The organism is Nostoc piscinale CENA21 (assembly GCF_001298445.1).
Taxonomy (GTDB): Bacteria; Cyanobacteriota; Cyanobacteriia; order Cyanobacteriales; family Nostocaceae; genus Nostoc_B; species Nostoc_B piscinale_A.
The window spans coordinates 4,498,914-4,515,887 of sequence record NZ_CP012036.1; the positions used below are offsets into that span (position 1 = coordinate 4,498,914).

General features: G+C 38.3%; 13 protein-coding genes and 1 pseudogene. 3 read left to right on the forward strand and 11 right to left on the reverse strand.

The annotated features are described in order from the left end of the window. Nucleotides 1–141 precede the first annotated feature (141 nt). The 8 genes from ACX27_RS19430 to ACX27_RS19460 all read right to left on the reverse strand — a co-directional run bounded on the left by ACX27_RS19430 (nt 142) and on the right by ACX27_RS19460 (nt 12,863). On the reverse strand, nt 142–6,516 hold the full coding sequence (locus tag ACX27_RS19430; RefSeq protein WP_235526269.1) for a tetratricopeptide repeat protein: 6,375 nt from the start codon (nt 6,514–6,516) through the stop codon (nt 142–144). 79 nt (nt 6,517–6,595) lie between these two features. Continuing rightward, entirely contained in the window at nt 6,596–6,805 is a 210-nt protein-coding gene (locus ACX27_RS34030; protein ID WP_062295043.1) for a hypothetical protein, read from the reverse strand. Between the two features lie 47 nt (nt 6,806–6,852). Continuing rightward, on the reverse strand, nt 6,853–8,151 hold the full coding sequence (locus tag ACX27_RS19440; protein ID WP_062295044.1) for a P-loop NTPase fold protein: 1,299 nt from the start codon (nt 8,149–8,151) through the stop codon (nt 6,853–6,855). Nucleotides 8,152–8,553: 402 nt separating this feature from the next. Next, a complete protein-coding gene (locus ACX27_RS19445) occupies nt 8,554–9,729 on the reverse strand; it encodes a family 10 glycosylhydrolase (RefSeq protein ID WP_062298436.1) in 1,176 nt (391 codons plus the stop codon). A gap of 287 nt (nt 9,730–10,016) precedes the next feature. Then, complete coding sequence (locus ACX27_RS19450; RefSeq protein WP_235526270.1) at nt 10,017–11,021, reverse strand: CHAT domain-containing protein; 1,005 nt, start codon at nt 11,019–11,021, stop codon at nt 10,017–10,019. 22 nt (nt 11,022–11,043) lie between these two features. After that, nucleotides 11,044–11,406: a hypothetical protein gene (locus tag ACX27_RS34035; protein WP_235526271.1), complete on the reverse strand. Its 363-nt coding sequence runs from the start codon at nt 11,404–11,406 to the stop codon at nt 11,044–11,046. A gap of 183 nt (nt 11,407–11,589) precedes the next feature. Continuing rightward, entirely contained in the window at nt 11,590–12,312 is a 723-nt protein-coding gene (locus ACX27_RS19455) for a peptidylprolyl isomerase (protein ID WP_062295045.1), read from the reverse strand. A 176-nt stretch (nt 12,313–12,488) separates the two neighbouring features. Further along, the gene (locus ACX27_RS19460) at nt 12,489–12,863 is read right to left on the reverse strand and encodes a c-type cytochrome (RefSeq protein WP_062295046.1); all 375 of its coding nucleotides are present in this window, start codon (nt 12,861–12,863) and stop codon (nt 12,489–12,491) included. A gap of 207 nt (nt 12,864–13,070) precedes the next feature. Between ACX27_RS19460 and petG the strand changes: the two genes are divergently transcribed. Continuing rightward, nucleotides 13,071–13,184 carry a cytochrome b6-f complex subunit V gene (petG, locus tag ACX27_RS31055; RefSeq protein ID WP_010995538.1) on the forward strand — a complete coding sequence of 38 codons (114 nt, stop codon included), beginning with the start codon at nt 13,071–13,073 and terminating at the stop codon, nt 13,182–13,184. Between the two features lie 137 nt (nt 13,185–13,321). On the opposite strand, the gene rsmD is transcribed toward petG, so the two are convergent. Further along, the gene (rsmD, locus tag ACX27_RS19465) at nt 13,322–13,897 is read right to left on the reverse strand and encodes a 16S rRNA (guanine(966)-N(2))-methyltransferase RsmD (RefSeq protein WP_062295047.1); all 576 of its coding nucleotides are present in this window, start codon (nt 13,895–13,897) and stop codon (nt 13,322–13,324) included. 85 nt (nt 13,898–13,982) lie between these two features. Continuing rightward, entirely contained in the window at nt 13,983–14,618 is a 636-nt protein-coding gene (gene hisH / locus ACX27_RS19470) for an imidazole glycerol phosphate synthase subunit HisH (protein ID WP_062295048.1), read from the reverse strand. Nucleotides 14,619–14,676: 58 nt separating this feature from the next. Here hisH and ACX27_RS19475 point away from each other — a divergent pair. Beyond that, nucleotides 14,677–15,190: pseudogene (locus ACX27_RS19475) on the forward strand (pyroglutamyl-peptidase I family protein). A gap of 40 nt (nt 15,191–15,230) precedes the next feature. Beyond that, entirely contained in the window at nt 15,231–16,589 is a 1,359-nt protein-coding gene (locus ACX27_RS19480; RefSeq protein WP_062295049.1) for a DUF3370 domain-containing protein, read from the forward strand. Nucleotides 16,590–16,722: 133 nt separating this feature from the next. On the opposite strand, the gene ACX27_RS19485 is transcribed toward ACX27_RS19480, so the two are convergent. Next, nucleotides 16,723–16,974, reverse strand: a complete 252-nt coding sequence (locus ACX27_RS19485) for a ribbon-helix-helix domain-containing protein (protein WP_062295050.1) — start codon at nt 16,972–16,974, stop codon at nt 16,723–16,725.

Consider the following 16,974-nt stretch of genomic DNA (forward strand, 5'->3'; position numbering starts at 1 on the left):
CATGATATCAGCACATATCTTGCACCTAGCCCCAACGAATGGAATTCGTGACTACACAAACAAAGTCCACCTGTGCGGAAAGCGCGTAAAGTCAAGCCTTTTGAGCCTGCGGAGGCAGGCTTTGTTTTTGTAGCCGCGATTTTAATCGTCAGCGCAAGACGTGTATAAATCTTCTACCTCCCCAGCTTTTTCTTGTAAATCTAAATCTCGATAAATTTGCAAACTGTTGGTTAAAAACTGATTAGCAACTATTTCTGCACCTAGCTCATTTTTCTGACTACGTTTGAGGTAAATTTCGCCTAACAACTTGTGTGCGGAAGCTTCTAGTTGGCGGCGGTTATACTCTTGAAAAATTTGCAGACATTTTTGAGCAATTTCTTCACTAAGATTTAGGTTCTCCAAGGCTTCTACTTCTAGGTAAGCATGAGCCATATCGAGGGATTTTTCAGCTTTATCGACTGTTTGCCCTAGTTCATCAAGATAGCTTAATCCCCTGTGATAATATTCTTCAAATAAAGCAATTTTTTCTGTAATTGATGTATCTTCATTAGGTAAAAGGCGTAGATATTGTGAGTAGAGTAAGCCAAGAGCAATATAGTCGTAGGCGAGGCTTTCTTGATATTCGCCTGCGGTATTTATTTCTATAGCTTGGCGAATATTTTCTTCAGCTTGGGTAATTAAATCAGATATTTCTGTTGAATTTGAGACTTGTTTTGCTAATAAGCATTGACAAGAAGCAAGTTGTCTATAACGTCTAGCTACGCTTTCCTTTTGATCTAGTTGTTGGTGTAAAGTAAGGCTTTGTTGACAATACTCAATCGCTTTTGTATAGTCTTTCAAATCTCGATAGCAACTAGCCAACCATGATAACTGATTAGCGACATTATTATCTTTACCTAATTGTTGATAAAGGTCGCAGCTTTGTTGATGATATTTTATTGCTTGTTCGTATTTCCCCCAATTTTGATAAATTCTGCCTAATCGCCGATAAGCATCAGCAATATTAACTTGGTTATATAGTTGCTGACGAATGGCTAATTCTTGATTTTCACACTCAATAGCTTGCTCATATTTTCCCCATTCCCGATAGCAATCACCCAACCATGACCACAGGTCAGCAACATCCTTATCTTTACCTAATTGCTGATAAAGTTCCCAACTTTGTTGATAGTGATTTATTGCTAACTCGTATTTCCCCCATTTTTGATAAATCCTGCCTAATTGACAGTAAGCATTTGCAACATTAACTTGGTCATCGAGTTGCTGATGAATGACTAAATCTTGATTTTCACACTCAATAGCTTGCTGATATTTCCCACATTCTCGGTAGCAATCACCCAACCAATACAACAAGCCTGCTACATCCTTATCTTTACCTAATTGTTGATAAAGTTTCCGACTTTGTTGATAGTGATTTATTGCTAACTCATATTTCCCCCAATTTTGATAAATTCTGCCTAATTGATAGTAAGCTAGTGCAACAGTAGCTCGATTATCTAACTCTTGCCGAATGGCTAAACATTGATTTTGATATTCAATCGCTTGTTCATATTTCCCCAATTCTCGGTAGCAATCACCTAGCCAATGCCATTGATTAGCAACATTATTATCTTTATCTAATTGCTGATAAAGGTCGCAGCTTTGTTGATGATAATTTATTGCTAACTCGTATTTCCCCAAATTTTGATAAATTCTACCTAATTGCCAATAAGCTCTTGCAATGTTAACTTGATCATCAAGTTGCTGACGAATGACTAAATCTTGATTTTCACACTCAATAGCTTGTTGATATTTTCCCCATTCTCTATAGCAATCACCTAGCAAGTACCACAGATCAGCAACATCCTTATCTTTATCTAATTGCTGATAAAGGTCACGACTTTGTTGGTAGTAATTGATTGCTAACTCGTATTTCCCCCATTCCCAGTAACAAAGACCTAGCCATGAAAACTGACTAGCAACATCTTTATCTTTACCTAATTGCTGATAAAGTTCCCGACTTTGTTGATTGTAATTTATCGCTTCCTGGTATTTCCCCCAATTCTGATAAATTCTGCCTAATCGCCAGTAGGATAATGCAATACTAACTTGGTCATCAAGCTGCTGACGAATGGCTAAATCTTGATTTTCACACTCAATAGCTTGCTGATATTTTCCCCATTCTCGATAGCAATCACCCAACCAATACCACAGGCCAGCTACATTCTTATCTTTACCTAATTGCTGATAGAGTTCCCGACTTTGTTGATAGTAATTGATGGCTTGTTCGTATTTCCCCCAATTTTGATAAATCCTGCCTAATTGATAGTAAGCCTCAGCAATGTTAACTTGGTCATCCAACTGCTGACGAATAGCTAACTTCTGATGTTCACACTCAACAGCTTGCTCATATTTCTCCCATTCTCGGTAGCAATCACCCAACCAATACCACAGGCCAGCTACATTCTTATCTTTACCTAACTGCTGATAGAGTTCCCGACTTTGTTGATAGTAATTGATGGCTTGCTCGTATTTTCCCCAATTTTGATAAATCCTACCTAATTGATAGTAAGCATCAGCAATATTAACTTGGTCATCGAGTTGCTGACGAATGGCTAAGTCTTGATTTTCACACTCAACAGCTTGCTCATATTTCCCCCATTCTCGATAGCAATCGCCTAGCCAGTACCACAAGCCAGCTACATTCTTATCTTTACCTAATTGCTGATAGAGTTCCCGACTTTGTTGATAGTAATTTGTTGCTAACTCGTATTTCCCCCAATCTTGATAAATCCTACCTAATCGCTGATAAGTATTAGCAATTTCAACTTGTTCATCTAACTGCTGACGAATGGCTAACTCCTGATTTTGACACTCAACAGCTTGCTCATATTTCCCCGATGCTCGATAACAATCTACTAGCCATGACAACTGATTAGCAACATCCTTATCCTTCCCTAACTGCTGATAAAGTTCCTGACTTTGCTGATAGTGATTATTTGCTAACTTGTATTTACCCCATTCTTGATAAATTCTACCTAATCGCCAATAAATATTTGCAACAGTAACTTGGTCGTCGAGTTGCTGACAAATTGCTAAACATAGATTTTTATATTCAATAGCTTGCTCATATTTCCCCCATTCTTGATAGCATTCACCCAACCAGTACCACTGATTAGCTACATTAGTGTCTTTACCTAATTGTTGATAAAGTTCGCGGCTTTGCTGATAGTATTTTATGGCTAACTCGTATTTCCCCCAATTTTGATAAATCCTGCCTAATCGCCAATAAGCTAGTGCAACATTAACTTGATCATCAATGTGCTGACGAATAGCTAAGTCTTGATTCTCACACTCAATAGCTTGCTCGTATTTCCCCCATTCTCGGTAGCAATCACTCAACCAATACCACTGATTAGCTACATTATTATCTTTACCTAATTTCTCATAAAGTTCACGACTTTGTTGATAGTGATTTATTGCTAACTCGTATTTCTTCCAATTTTGATAAATCCTGCCTAATTGCCAATAAGCATTTGCAATCTTAACGTGGTCATTGAGTTGCTGACGAATCATTAACTCCTGATTTTCACACTCAATAGCTTGCTCGTATTTTTCCCACTCTTCATAGCAATCAGCCAACCAAGACCACTGATTAGCAACACTATTATCTTTACCTAATTGCTGATAAAGTTCACGACTTTGTTGATGGTAATTAATTGCTTGCTCGTATTTACTCCATTCTTGATAAGTTCTACCTATGTGATATAAAGCTAATGATTCATCTTGAGGTTTATTAATTTCTCTACTAATAGTTAGCATTCGCTGAAAACAATTTAAAGCCTGTTCATATTTGCCATGCGACCTATGACAAATACCTCTATTTCTCCAAAACATTAGAAACGCTGATGGCTCGATATATTGAGCCAATTGTTCAAAACATTCTTGATAATAAGCAACGGCTTGTTCAAAAGACTCTTTTTCTTGATAGCAAGTAGCCAAAGACCAGGCAATATAAGCACTAAATCTGCTATCTGAGTTATCAGTTAACAATTCTAACATTTCAATGGCTTTATCATACTTATCCTTACGCAGATAAGACATTGCTGTGAGAAAATTTAATTCTGTCTGACAATCTTCATAAAGTTTGTAGTGCAGACGAGTATTTTCAAGATTAGGTGTCATATCATCACCTAGTTCTTTAACCAACTCTCTCATACTGCAAAATAGTGTAGGTTCTAATTGGTTAATAATTTCTGTGACGCAATCAGCTAATCCTGTTAATTCACCACAAGCAATATAAAGAATAGCTGCTTTTGCTTTCACCCGAATTTCTTCAGATAAATTTGAATTATTGGCAGCTTGTTTCAATAAATCTATGACTTCACCTTTTTGACAAAACAATTCAATTTTACGCAATAGCCTTAGTATTTGCTTGGTTATATCATCTTCAAAATCAGCATCTATACCAAGATAAGTAATTACTAACTTGTTTATTGGCTTTTTGCGAATAACAATATTATTAATTTCAATTTCTGCAATTACCTGTCCTGCAAACAGTAAATTCCTCAGTTGAAATTCTGCTGGCTGCAACTTATTTGCTGATTCATCTTGCTTTAGATAAACAATAGTGGCATCATCAGATGCAGAGCTTTTAATTTTAATCTCGCCATTTTGTAAAACTGGTTGGTAATCTTCAATATTAATAAATAATTTCTCTGCTAATTTCTTAAACTGTGTTGAAAAATGACTCCCGTAATATCCCAAAGCTAGTAATAGCGGCTCGTTCCAACGTGGCTCATGCAAATGTTTTTGAATTAATTCCAAAATCTCACTTTGTTCTTTATCTGCAATATAACGAGCTGCAAAATATTCTTCAAATGTCAGGTGCATAAAGCCATAAAAACCAGGCATTCGCTCTACAAATAACCCTGTGGTTTCTCTCACCTTCCGCAAAAATTCTCCTACCGCTTGGCGCACAGAATCAGATTCAGGTTCAGCATCATTTAATTCTGCTAACTTAGCTGCTAGTTTCTCTTCTACTTCAGATTGTGTTACCAAACCAGAAGGTTTTTCTTCGTGCATCCAGTATGCCAGAGGTGCTAAAAGTTCCACTACCTCAGTTTCTTTTAACACCACTCTTGGCGCATCGGGTAATTTTTTACCAAGTTGCCAATCTTCGGTTAAAGTTTGGACTGCTAACTCGTACAGTTTCACGCGGCGGTTGGGTAGTCGTTCCCCATTGCGGTGAATCAATGCCAAAATGGTTAACAACAAGGGATTTGCCGTCAATCGCTGTACACCAGGATTATCTTTAACCGCCTGTAAAATTTCCTGCGCTTGCTCTGTACCTTTTTTTAGCCATTGCTCTTCACTAGCATCTGGCTGCTGTGCTTTTTCCACTGTTCGACACCAGCGATACAAAAACCGTTCTACCTGTTCGCTGTCCATATCTTCAATAGTAAACTCGGCAAATCGACTGCTGAGTTTTACATCACTGTAGCCAGCAATCCGGCTGGTAATGACGAATTTATTACTAGAAAACTCATCAACAAATTTGTTAATCCGTTCTACAATCTGTTTGCGACTTTCTTGATCAAATACCTCATCTAAACCATCCAGCAACATCAAGCACTGTCCTTGACGCATTGCATCTAAAAGTAACGCTGCTACCTCATTTCCTATTTCTACCTCTGCTTGAAAATGAGTTTCCCACTGGCGGTAAAACTGACACAAATATTCCAGTAACGTTAACTCTGGTTGTTGTTTTAATTTTTCTGCATAATCAGCAATGCGGAAGAAAATAGGTAACAAAGTTTTACCTAAGTCTTTGTTCTTGGTCTCCTCAACAGTATCATCTTCAACAATAACTGTTTCTAATTCATCTCTTTTGGCAATGGCGAAATGTAATGCCAAATAACGCAGCAGAGTAGTTTTTCCCGCACCGGGACTGCCTAAAATCACGCTGTAGCAATTCTGCCGCACCGCCTCAGATAAATCTACCTTTTGTGTAACGGTTTTAGTGCTAGAAACTAATGTTGATATTGGGACTTCAGGCAGTGGTTCATAATAGTAAGGTTCATCCCAATCATCTAGGTTAGAACCCATTTCTTTTAATCTACTACTACTCGGAGCTTGCCGTACAGTTAACGCCTCAAGTTCCCGTTGACTGCGTTCAGAAGTATCTGTAACTTGTTGTCGCCATTGTGCTTGCAGGGAAACATAAATTTGGTCAAGAAAAATATCAACTTGACGATTTACCTGCATTACACCACTCATTTTTAAATAGGAATTTTCGGCAATCAGCCAATCTAAATAAGGATAAAGCAAAGGATTACGTGTTTCAAATTCCAGTATCTTGCCTCGCCAATCCCAAAAATCTGGCGCACGCTGACGAAATTCATTTAAAAAATCGATGTTATTTAGCCACAAAATCAAACATAAATTTCTCCCAAATAGTTCTTCTCTGCCTAAATTTAACTGCCTCATTTCTTTGACTAAGCGAGGTGTTGGTAATTGGTCAATTCCAAATGCCATTACCAATTTGCGCCCAGTTTCTAGACTTTGATGTTGCTGATCATCTAAGCTATACAGAAAATTATGGAAGGAGTTTTGACTATAAAAAAAAGTTAGTAAACTCAAACTGTTCTTCACTGACAGCTAATGATTCTTTTAGCTGTTTGACAACAGGATGTTGGGGACTACTTTCTGGTGCGATCGCAAATATAATTGTCGTACCACTAGAAAGTTCCAATACACTGACTAATTTGTTTAATTCTGCTTTGTCAGCTTCGCTAAGAGAGTTGGTAGAATCTTGATCCGGCATACATCAAACCAGCATTTAATAGTAATTTTCAAGAGCAAGCCATACTTTTAAGTATTGTTATTCGCAACCTGCCAACGTTCTAAATCCTCAATTAAAATCGGATTAATATCAAACCAAGACTCTTGCATTGAGTTGTAATACCCCAAAACTAATTTATTTTGCAAAAGTTCGTCACAAATAATAAAATCACCCTTTTTTGGCAAACTATGGGTTTTAGTGGTGAGTTTACCTGTGCGATGAATTAAATCTAATTCAGGATAGTGGTAATCGCTTAAATTATATTCCCGCCGTACTTCACGTACTGCGTCTTGTGCAGTAGCTAAATCTACAAAACTCAATTTATTCCGTAACCCAATTTCACAGGCGGTACGCGCTAACCTGACTAAATCTCGCATTACTCCGCCACTTTTTTCACAAATTAATTCCAGTGCATCAGGGTTAAATAAGCCTTTGTGACTATCGCCTAAAGTATCCAAACGTTTATTAATCACATTAATCAAAATCTCTCGACCTTTTTGATCAGGATTGCTAGTTGGACACAAATTAGCATCAGATTCAAAAACAGGTGGATTATTTAAATCCAAACATTTTTGAAATGCTTCCATTGGCTGGCGAAAACTCGGAGAATATCGCAGAGAGATAGGAATAGCATAGATAATATGACAATTTAATTCTATCAACAGAGGACTAGAAAACATTTCCAGTGCTGTTACTTGATCGTGCCTATCTAATCCATCAACAACAATCAGTAACTTTTGTTTCTGTTCTTTTTCCGCAGCTTCAATAATATTATTAACCCTAGTGATAATTTGACTCAACACAGGACGGACATTAAGTGTTTTTGTCACTTCTCTTGTTAAACCACGTTTGAGAATTATACCTGCCTTTTCTATAAATTCTGGCACTCCCAAACCTTCATTTTGGCTTCCCTTATCTTCGTAAATTACGCTTTTTAAGCTGTCTAAAAGAGCATCTAATAATTTATCTTTTTTAAATAGCCAATTAGATTCAATAGCCTGAGCAATTTGTAAGCCAATCAAAACTACAACTTCTGCATAGCCTATGTTATATCTGTCTAGGGATGTTTGCGTATCAATCCAAACAACTGTGTACGTGTCAGCTAATTTTTGTTCTAATCTTCGCAGTTCAGTAGTTTTACCTCCACCTCTATGACCGGCTAATAAAAATTTGGCTGGATCATCTTCCATTTCTAGCAAGCTAACAAGCTTATCTACTGGGCTATTTTCTCTCTGAACATAAAAAACTTTTAAATCTTCCGGTGTAGTTAAAGGTTCTTCTGGTTTAAATAATTGGTAAGCAGATTTCCAAAAACTGGTATTGCTCATACTGTTTCCCAATAGGAAAGTTTGTTTTGATTAAACTCATTATTGCCAGTATAAGCAGTATATGAGCAGTGACCAGTAATACTTAGGAATATCTTAAAATTTTGATACCCGATGCTAACAATAAAATTAGGACTTACGCATAAAAATGAAAAATCAAGGGTTTTGGCGAGGGTGTAGGGGTACAGGGGTATAGGGCTGTATGTATCTAAAACCCTTCCGCCACACACCCTTACACCCTTACACCCAATCTTCATAGACAATCTTGGTGCGTAAGTCCTGAAAATGTCACACAGCGATCGCTTGACGGCAAATCAAGTATTTCAGCCTTCACTCCAGATAGTTTACACTTAAACAGCGATCGCCTATATTGTCATAACATTGAATTTCATACTTGGCGAAGTATTAAATTGCTTTTTTCAAGCTAGAAGCTGTTTGTTCTGGATTTCCTGAAAACGGAAAAATTAAGATACTTTTGATGTTTGGAGTATTGATTAATTCTTTCAAACGACTCAGTTGATAATCTGTAATTGCAACCCCGTCATATTTTTGAGCATAATTTAATTCTTCAGCAAAGTTATCATCATTATAAGCTTGAATAAATGCGCGGTCTACACCCCATTTTTCCCAGTCAGCCGCAAAATATTTTTTAGCCCAATAAGGATTATGATGACAAATATCAAAACTTACCGCAGGATTAGCTTTTTTCATTGAGCTTGTCATTTGCTGCACAAACTTAGTTAAATTAGCAGTGCGATCAACTTTCCCTGGTAGTTCTGCATAATAGCCTAAATAATCATCCCATTGCACTGCATCAATGTTTGGGTATGTTTTCACAAATTCAACTAAGATATCTTTAAATAGACTGCCAACTTCAGGAATATCTACATCTAATACATAATGGTCAATACCAGAGTAAGTTTTATCTATTCCCGGAACAATCCATTTTTTAGCAACTGCTAAATCAAAAATTGGACTATTTTTATCTAGTTTAATTCCTTTTTCAAAGTAAGCGTGAACCTGCATTCCTTGTTTATGTGCTTCATCAATCAACCAATTCAACCATTGTTCTTGAAATTGGTTTGGACAACTTTTATAGCCTAAAGTTTGCTGCATAACTTTGCTGTTGTACATTGTACAACCATTTCCCCAAACACCTTGAATAATAGTATTAATTCCTTGAGTTTTATAGTAGCGGACTCTTTGACGAATCGTTTGTTCATCAGCATTGTTGGTCGCTTGGTAGCGAGTTAAATAAATTCCTCTAATTGCTTTTTTCTCCCAAGGCGTTAGAGCTATTGATGTTTTTGGATTTTCTGTTGGAGAAACAGTTGTAAAGGGATTTATAGAAGCAGTTGGAATAGGAATTGAAGAAACAATTGGGACTGCTTTTGAGGCAGCAGTTGGAGTAGAATTCAAAATAGGAATATTTATTTTTTCATTTTTAGGTAATAATTTGCTGAAATCTAAATTTTTCTGCTGGCTAAACCACCAGTAACCACCAGCTAAGAAGACTATAATTACAGAGATAGGAATATTTAAGCATCCACATCCACTTGGCTCTTTTTTCTTCTGCTGCATATTCATCTAAAAACTATCAATTAATTTCGCCATACATACTGCTACCATTCCATATCTAGATTTTCCAGATTTAATTTAGTTTTGTAGCTTTGGGGCATATTTAAATCACTCTATCAAGATGCAAGCATATCTGCTAATCTTAGAATTATAGTTGCAGCGATCGCTAACTGTAATATTTGCTAATCCTCGCACTACTGTTTTATTGCAAGTTTTGTCAGGTAGACAATGCTACAAATTAGCTGACATTATAATTTTATTCTTTGGCATTGTCCATCCTACAATTATAACTACCAAGGATTGCCAATCAATGTAAATCCAGCCCAATAATAAGGATGAGATAATTCATCTTCATCAAGCTCATCCAACCCATGTAACTCTGAAGAAGCAGCACCACGAATGCGGGGATTATCTTCCAAACTAACACGCTCTTTGAGCATATCAATTTGAGCTTGTCGTAGTGCTTCTGACTTAATTGGATTAGTTTTTAGTTTGTCGTAAAATTGCAGCATCAAAGCCAATGTTCCGCCATCACTCACCTCCCAAAGACTGGCTAAAGCGGCTTTTGCGCCTGACTGTACAGCTAACCCAGCAAACCCCAATTCAGCTTGAGGATCACCCAACGCAGTACGACAAGCACTTAATACTAATAACTGCACTGGAGGGTTATTGAGTCCTAAAGTTTTCAGTTCATCTAAGCGAATTTTTTTATCCCAAAACTGGATATAAGATTTATCAACAGAACCCTGAGCAAATTCAGCATGGGTAGCTAAATGTACTATTCCAAAGGGATACTTAGCACGTTCTTTCTTGAGGTTTTTGAGAGTGAAGTTTTGGTTTAATAAAGACTTACCTTTCCAGTTATTATTAACAATATTAGATAACTCTAAGGGAACGGCAGGTAAAGGTTCCAGGTTTTGAAATTTCGATGCTCCCATTGCTAAAACCTGGGTTTTTGTAATATTTTTCAGTTGAAAATCTAAAAGACCGAAAGCCGGGATAATTGTTAAACTATACTTCTCAATTAAAAATGTTTTGCCATCAGAAGTTGCTGCTAAAGGCACAGTCCGTAAACCACCTCCTAAACAAAATATCAGATTATTAATACCTTGTGTTTGTAATTCAGATGCCAAGGGCATAATTAGGAAGTCATATATTTTTTTACCAGAAGCCAGATATCGCTTGCGCGAAGAACTGGGATTAGTAACATCATTGCGGAATTTTGTAACTAAGTTAGTCAATACCTCTTTTTTTGCTGCGGGGATACGTTTATGAATCGGTGGTTTATCTGGCAAAACCAAGATTAAATCGAGTTGGTCAGCAGTTGGTATTGCATATATTAAGGCACTTTTTTTTACCGACTCTTTGATTAATATTTTTGAGAACTTGAGTGATTTTGTTGACTTCAATAACTTGATTTGAAGGCAATTTTACCTGCATATATTCATCATATTGCTGCTTCCAACCCCTTTCAATATGGATAACAGCCGAGTTAATATCTTCACTATCTAGTAATTTTCTAATAACTTCGGGTTGCAACCGAGATACAGGCAGTTTATTCTGTTTATATATTGGTGGAACTGCTTGAATTTCTGATTGGCTAAATTTGAGAAAATCCAGCCCAATAACAAATACACTGAAGGTTGAAAGAGCTAATAAATTTAGCCTACGCCTGTTCATATTTTTGTGGGGAAATATTATTAATAATTCTGACTGGATTCAGAGAAATAAGTCAAAGTTGCGTTATGCAGCAATCCTAAATTATGACAAGTATTTCTCTACCTTGTCTCCCTTGTCCTCCTTGTCTATTTATGATGTCTGCACCCTTATGTTCAAATCATAACCTAAATTTCTAGGTGTTGATTAAGAATGAGATTGGATTTGCTTTTGCTGTTCTTGTAGCCAAGCTTCAAAAAGTTCATTCAATAATCTTGCTTTCATCTGGTCATCGAGTTGGGCTGGGATGAGTTTTTCTAGGCGCAAAATCACAACCCATTCGGTTATTCGGGCTGGTGGTAAAACTTGACCGGGCTGACTGCTAGATAGCAACTGTACCATTCCGGGATGAATTGCTTGTAGTTCAACTGGGCCGACTAGCCCGCCAGTTTGGGCTTCTGGGCCTTGGGAGTATTCTTTGGCTAATTCTGCAAATGATTGTTCTTTGGCTTGGAGGCGAAAGTAGAGTTCTTGGACGAGTCCAATATCTTGAGTACGTAGTAGGGAATAAATGACTTTATCTAACTTGGCTTTGTTTTGAAAGAAGTATGATTCGAGTTTGTTACCCCAAGTAGCAATTTTGAATTTCTCGATTTTCAGTTTACGAATTGTTACCGATTCGAGTTGATTTACTGTTATACCATGATAAGCCATCCAGGCTTTAATGTCTGCATCAGTTTTTAACTGTCGTTCTAGGTAAAACTGCTGTTGAGTGCGAGTAATTTCTTCTAATGTACATTCTACAGATGCGATCGCTTCATCAATGATTAATTCCCGGATTAGCTGCGGCAACATTTGGTAACTTGCCAGTAACGGAATTAGCTCAGTAGCCTGAATTGTACGGTTGCCAATTTGGAGAGCTTCTGTCATTTTTTATCTCAACTGCGATCGTCTCAGCCCGCAATTATTGTTACATATCTTAGATAGCAGGTGATAGGTTACAGCTGATAGATAACAGTCCCCTACTCCCAACCAAAAACTAAAGATGTAGGACACCGAATCCTACATCTTTAATTAAATCTTCATTTTTTAAGATATGTAAACTCTTATAAGGTTTCCAAAAAGCTCAAAAGGTCTGCCATTTCTTGAGGACTGGGCTGAAATTTGGGCATAGGAGGCGTTTCACCGCTAATTACTTGGTGAATCAACTTATAGGGAGATTTACGTTTAGAAACAGCTTGTAAACTGGGGCCGACTCGCCCATCTGCTTGCCAACCATGACAACCAGCACAGTTAATTTGAAAGATAGCATTTCCCTGAACTGTGTCTCCAGCCAAGGAAAGAACGGTTTTAACGTAAGGATCTGAGGCTTGTACCATTTGAACACCAAAGATGCCCAAAGGGATTGATAGCAGTATCGCTAGAACCAATAAGACGATACGCTGCATCAGAATTTCAGGTTTGGTAATCTGGTTATCCAAAAGGTTTGCTGTGAAAGTGTAAGGTTATAAAATTTTTCATTTCCTACACATAGCTTAAAAGTTCTTGATTTGTACCGCAAGCACAGGTGACTATTTTCTTATAAGCGGGTATTGCTCAAAAACACTGCTGCAAGCGGGATTCGCCGTAATTTGGTAAAATCAAAGGCGGGATATAAATAGTTAATAATTGCAAACAGGAGATTTAAAGTGGTTGAACCCCTGCTTTCTGGCATTGTGCTTGGTCTAATTGTTGTAACTCTCGCTGGTTTATTCTACGCTGCATACAAACAATACAAGCGTCCCAACGAGTTGGGTGGTTGATAAGCTCTAAGCCTGGGCGAATGGAATTCGCGGCTACACAAACTAAGTCCGTGTAGGCGGACTCATCATAAAATCATAAGATTGAAACCCGCGCAGGCGGGTTTTGTCTGTGTAGCTGCGGTTTCCAACCGCCCATTTCACTCTATATCCCCATCATTGTCTGTAGTTGAGTCAATGACTCTGTAGAAAGTTAAGGCGGTATTACCGTAAACTTTGTGGCGAGAGATTTCCCAATTGGGGATGACTGGTGGTGTCCAGCCTTGGGGATTGTGTTCTACGGCGATTTCACCTTTGGCATCTAATAAATTATAGTTAGCGATCGCTTCTAGCACAGGTTGATATAATCCACTAGCATAAGGTGGATCAAAATAAATTCTGTCAAACTGTTTTCCTGACAAAACTTTTAACTGCTGAATTACATCACCACGTAATAGCTGCCATTGTTGTTCATTGCTGGCTAATTGCTGCCAATTTTCTTGAATAATTGCACAGGCTCGGCTTGATTGTTCAATTCCTACTACCAAGCTGGCTCCTCTACACAAAGCCTCTGCTCCCATTGAACCACTACCCGCGCACAAATCTAGCCAGCGACAACCAACAATTTCGCCTTGCCAAATATTAAATACAGCTTCTCTTACCCGTGCGCTCGTGGGTCTGGTTTCTTTCCCTGGTAAAGTTTTAATTGGACGTTTGCCGTAAATTCTCAAACTCATGATTATTGGTCATTAGTCATTAGTCACTGGTCATTCAACATTTGCCAAGGACAAATGACAAATCACAAATGACAAATCACAAACCCTATGCTGCAATTTGTTCACGCACTTGAGAAACAAAATTAGAGAGGATTTGCAATCCTATATTAGAGGATTTTTCTGGGTGAAACTGCACTGCCATGAGATTTTCTTTGGCAATGGCGGCTGTGATAGTTTGAGTACCGTGGGTAACAGTTGCAGCCCTAACTTGCGGATCTGTTGGGTCAACATAATAAGAATGCACAAAATAAACCCAAGGGTTAGCGGGCAAATGTTCCCATAAAATGCTTTTTGGTTGGGTTAATTCCAGTTGGTTCCAACCCATGTGAGGAATAGTAATTCCTGGTTCATGCTGAAAGCGACGGACTTTTCCTTTGATAATTCCTAGTCCTGGTTGAGTTCCTTCCGCACTTGATTCAAATAAAATTTGCAATCCTAAACAAATTCCTAAGAAGGGTTTGCCAGATAATATCGCGTCTTTTATGGGTTGTTCTAAATTCCGTTCTCTTAAATGTTGCACTGCGGGATCAAATGCACCAACTCCTGGCAAGACTACCGCATCTGCCAATGATATCTCTTTAGCAGAATCTGTAATCTTGGGAGTTGCCCCAGCTTTTTCTATGCCTTTACAGACTGAGTGCAAATTTCCCATGTCGTAATCTACGACTGCAATAACTGGCATTGACCTGCTCCTTGTAAATTTATTATGGAGGGTTTTTCTATTCTAAATAATAATTCTAATGAAGAAAAGATTTTTATTAACTTCTTTTGACACTTGGTTAAGCGATCAAGATTCAAATTCATCGGATGATTTATTACAGGAAGTGAGTCAAGTTGAATCGCTCCCCTATGATTTAAAATTTCTGCGGCTGTTACCTGTAGATGTGATGCTGGCTAGTTCCTGGGTAATTCAAAAAAATTGAGGAGTTGCAACCAGATTACATTATCTGTTGTGGGATGGCTGCTAGTAGACAAAGGTTAAGTGTAGAGGAGGGTGCTAATCAAGGCGCGATTTTTTTGCCGACAGCAGTTAATTTGGAAAAATTAGTTTTGGGAACAGTAGCAACTGATATTAGTAGTGACTGCGGTAAATTTGTTTGCGAAGGTCTTTATTATGCAGTTCTTGACTATCTTCAGCAATCTAAACTGTCAACTCGTTGTATATTTGTTCACGTTCCGGTATTAAATCAAGAAAATTTGCTGGTTGTTCTAGCTGACTTCTTATTAATTATTAACAATTTGGCACTCATATAAAATAGTGTGCGTCTTTGAGGAAAAATCGTTACCTAAGTATATGTTGTCATTTTTACTCAGTTTACTGATTTCACAAACCACACCTCCTACACCACCACCAGAAGAAGTTGTCCAACCGCAACAGGTTCTACCCTTACCAGGACAGTTAGATTCAGTGCCAACTTTTAATAGCAATAGTCCAGAATTGGTGTTGAAAGAAGGGATTTTATTATCTACTTTTCCTGGAGATGGTAAAAAAGTTCCAACAGCACATTTAAATTTTCCTTTCCGGGGAAGATTTGATATTTTCGCTCATCATGTTGCCAAAGCTGATCCGCCAGAAAATTTGCGATCGCTCTATCTCGGTATAATTTTGCATAACCCGACTGAGCAATCAGTCACAGTTAATATCTTGCAGGCGGCGAGTTATTTAAGTCAGCCAGATGCACCATTTATTGAACTACCGCCTTATGTCGAAGATGCGGCGGGTAAAGTATTTGCAGGGCCGGGCGATCGCGTCATGTCTGATATTATCAGAGGCAGAAGACAAGCAATTTTCCCCGCACAAATAGTCCTTGCACCCAAGCAAAGTCAAATGTTGCTCAATCTTCCAATTCCGGTGCAGGGTTTAACACCGCCATTAAATGGTCGTTCTACTTTAATGCGCTTGCGGAGTAACGGTACCGTCTACGCCGCTAGTTTAGCGATGTTTGCCAAAGATAATCCTGATGGTAGTGAACGTGCGCCGACTTTAGAAGAGTGGGAAAATTTATTAGATAACGGTGAATTATCCACACCACGAGATAAAACACCAACTCCCTTAGAAGAAACTGGGAAACCGAGAATTTACGGAAGAGTCGCGGGGGTAGCTGGCGGTTCCTTTTGGCGTGCATTTATAGTAGATAGTCCCAAAGCCCGATTTTTAACCGTTCCCCAACCGGGACAAGCAATTTCTTACGCGCTGAGTACCTTACATGGCGGCACTTTGGGGACAAATCAAATTCAAAGTGCGCCGATGTTGGTGCGTTATCCCGACACTGCATATCGCGCACATGGTAACTATGCAATTCAATACAATCTGAAGTTACCGTTATATAACAATACTGCTACACCAAAAACTGTGGCAGTGGCGATGCAAACTCCCATTAAAGAAGACCAGTTAGTTAAACCAGGACTGCGCTTTTTTGCTACCCCAGCTCGCCAAACCTTCTTTCGCGGCAGTGTGCGGATACGTTACAAAGATGATAAGGGTATGCCACAAACTAAATTTGTGCATTTAGTCCAAAAGCGGGGTCAACCAGGAGAACCACTAGTACTATTAAATATGAAAGCAAGCGATCGCAGATTAGTCGAAGTAGACTTTCTCTATCCCCCCGATGCAACCCCACCGCAGGTATTAACCGTGTCAACGCAAAGATGAGTGCTGAGTCACCGAAGTTTGCTCAAGTCGGGGAACCCGACTTGAGCAAACTGGCGTGAGGTTCCCTCCGTTGTAGCAACTGGCGTTGCTGAGTAAAAATTCTTCCCCTGCACTCTGCACCCGCACCGACTTGCTAAGATTCTAGTGCTTGACGTAATTTCCGTTCTAACTGTGCGATTAAAAATTTGTTGTCAATCCTTTCTAATTCAGCAATAGAAACATCAGCGTTATTACGGACGGCTTCTAACCATTGTTCATACTTTTTATCATGTTCTTCCAACAGTTCTAAAGCTTCAGCAATTATTTCCTCAATAGTATGATATCTACCGCTACTGAGTTTTTCTTGAATAAATATTTCGTGTCTTCGATTGAATTTGAATTTCAT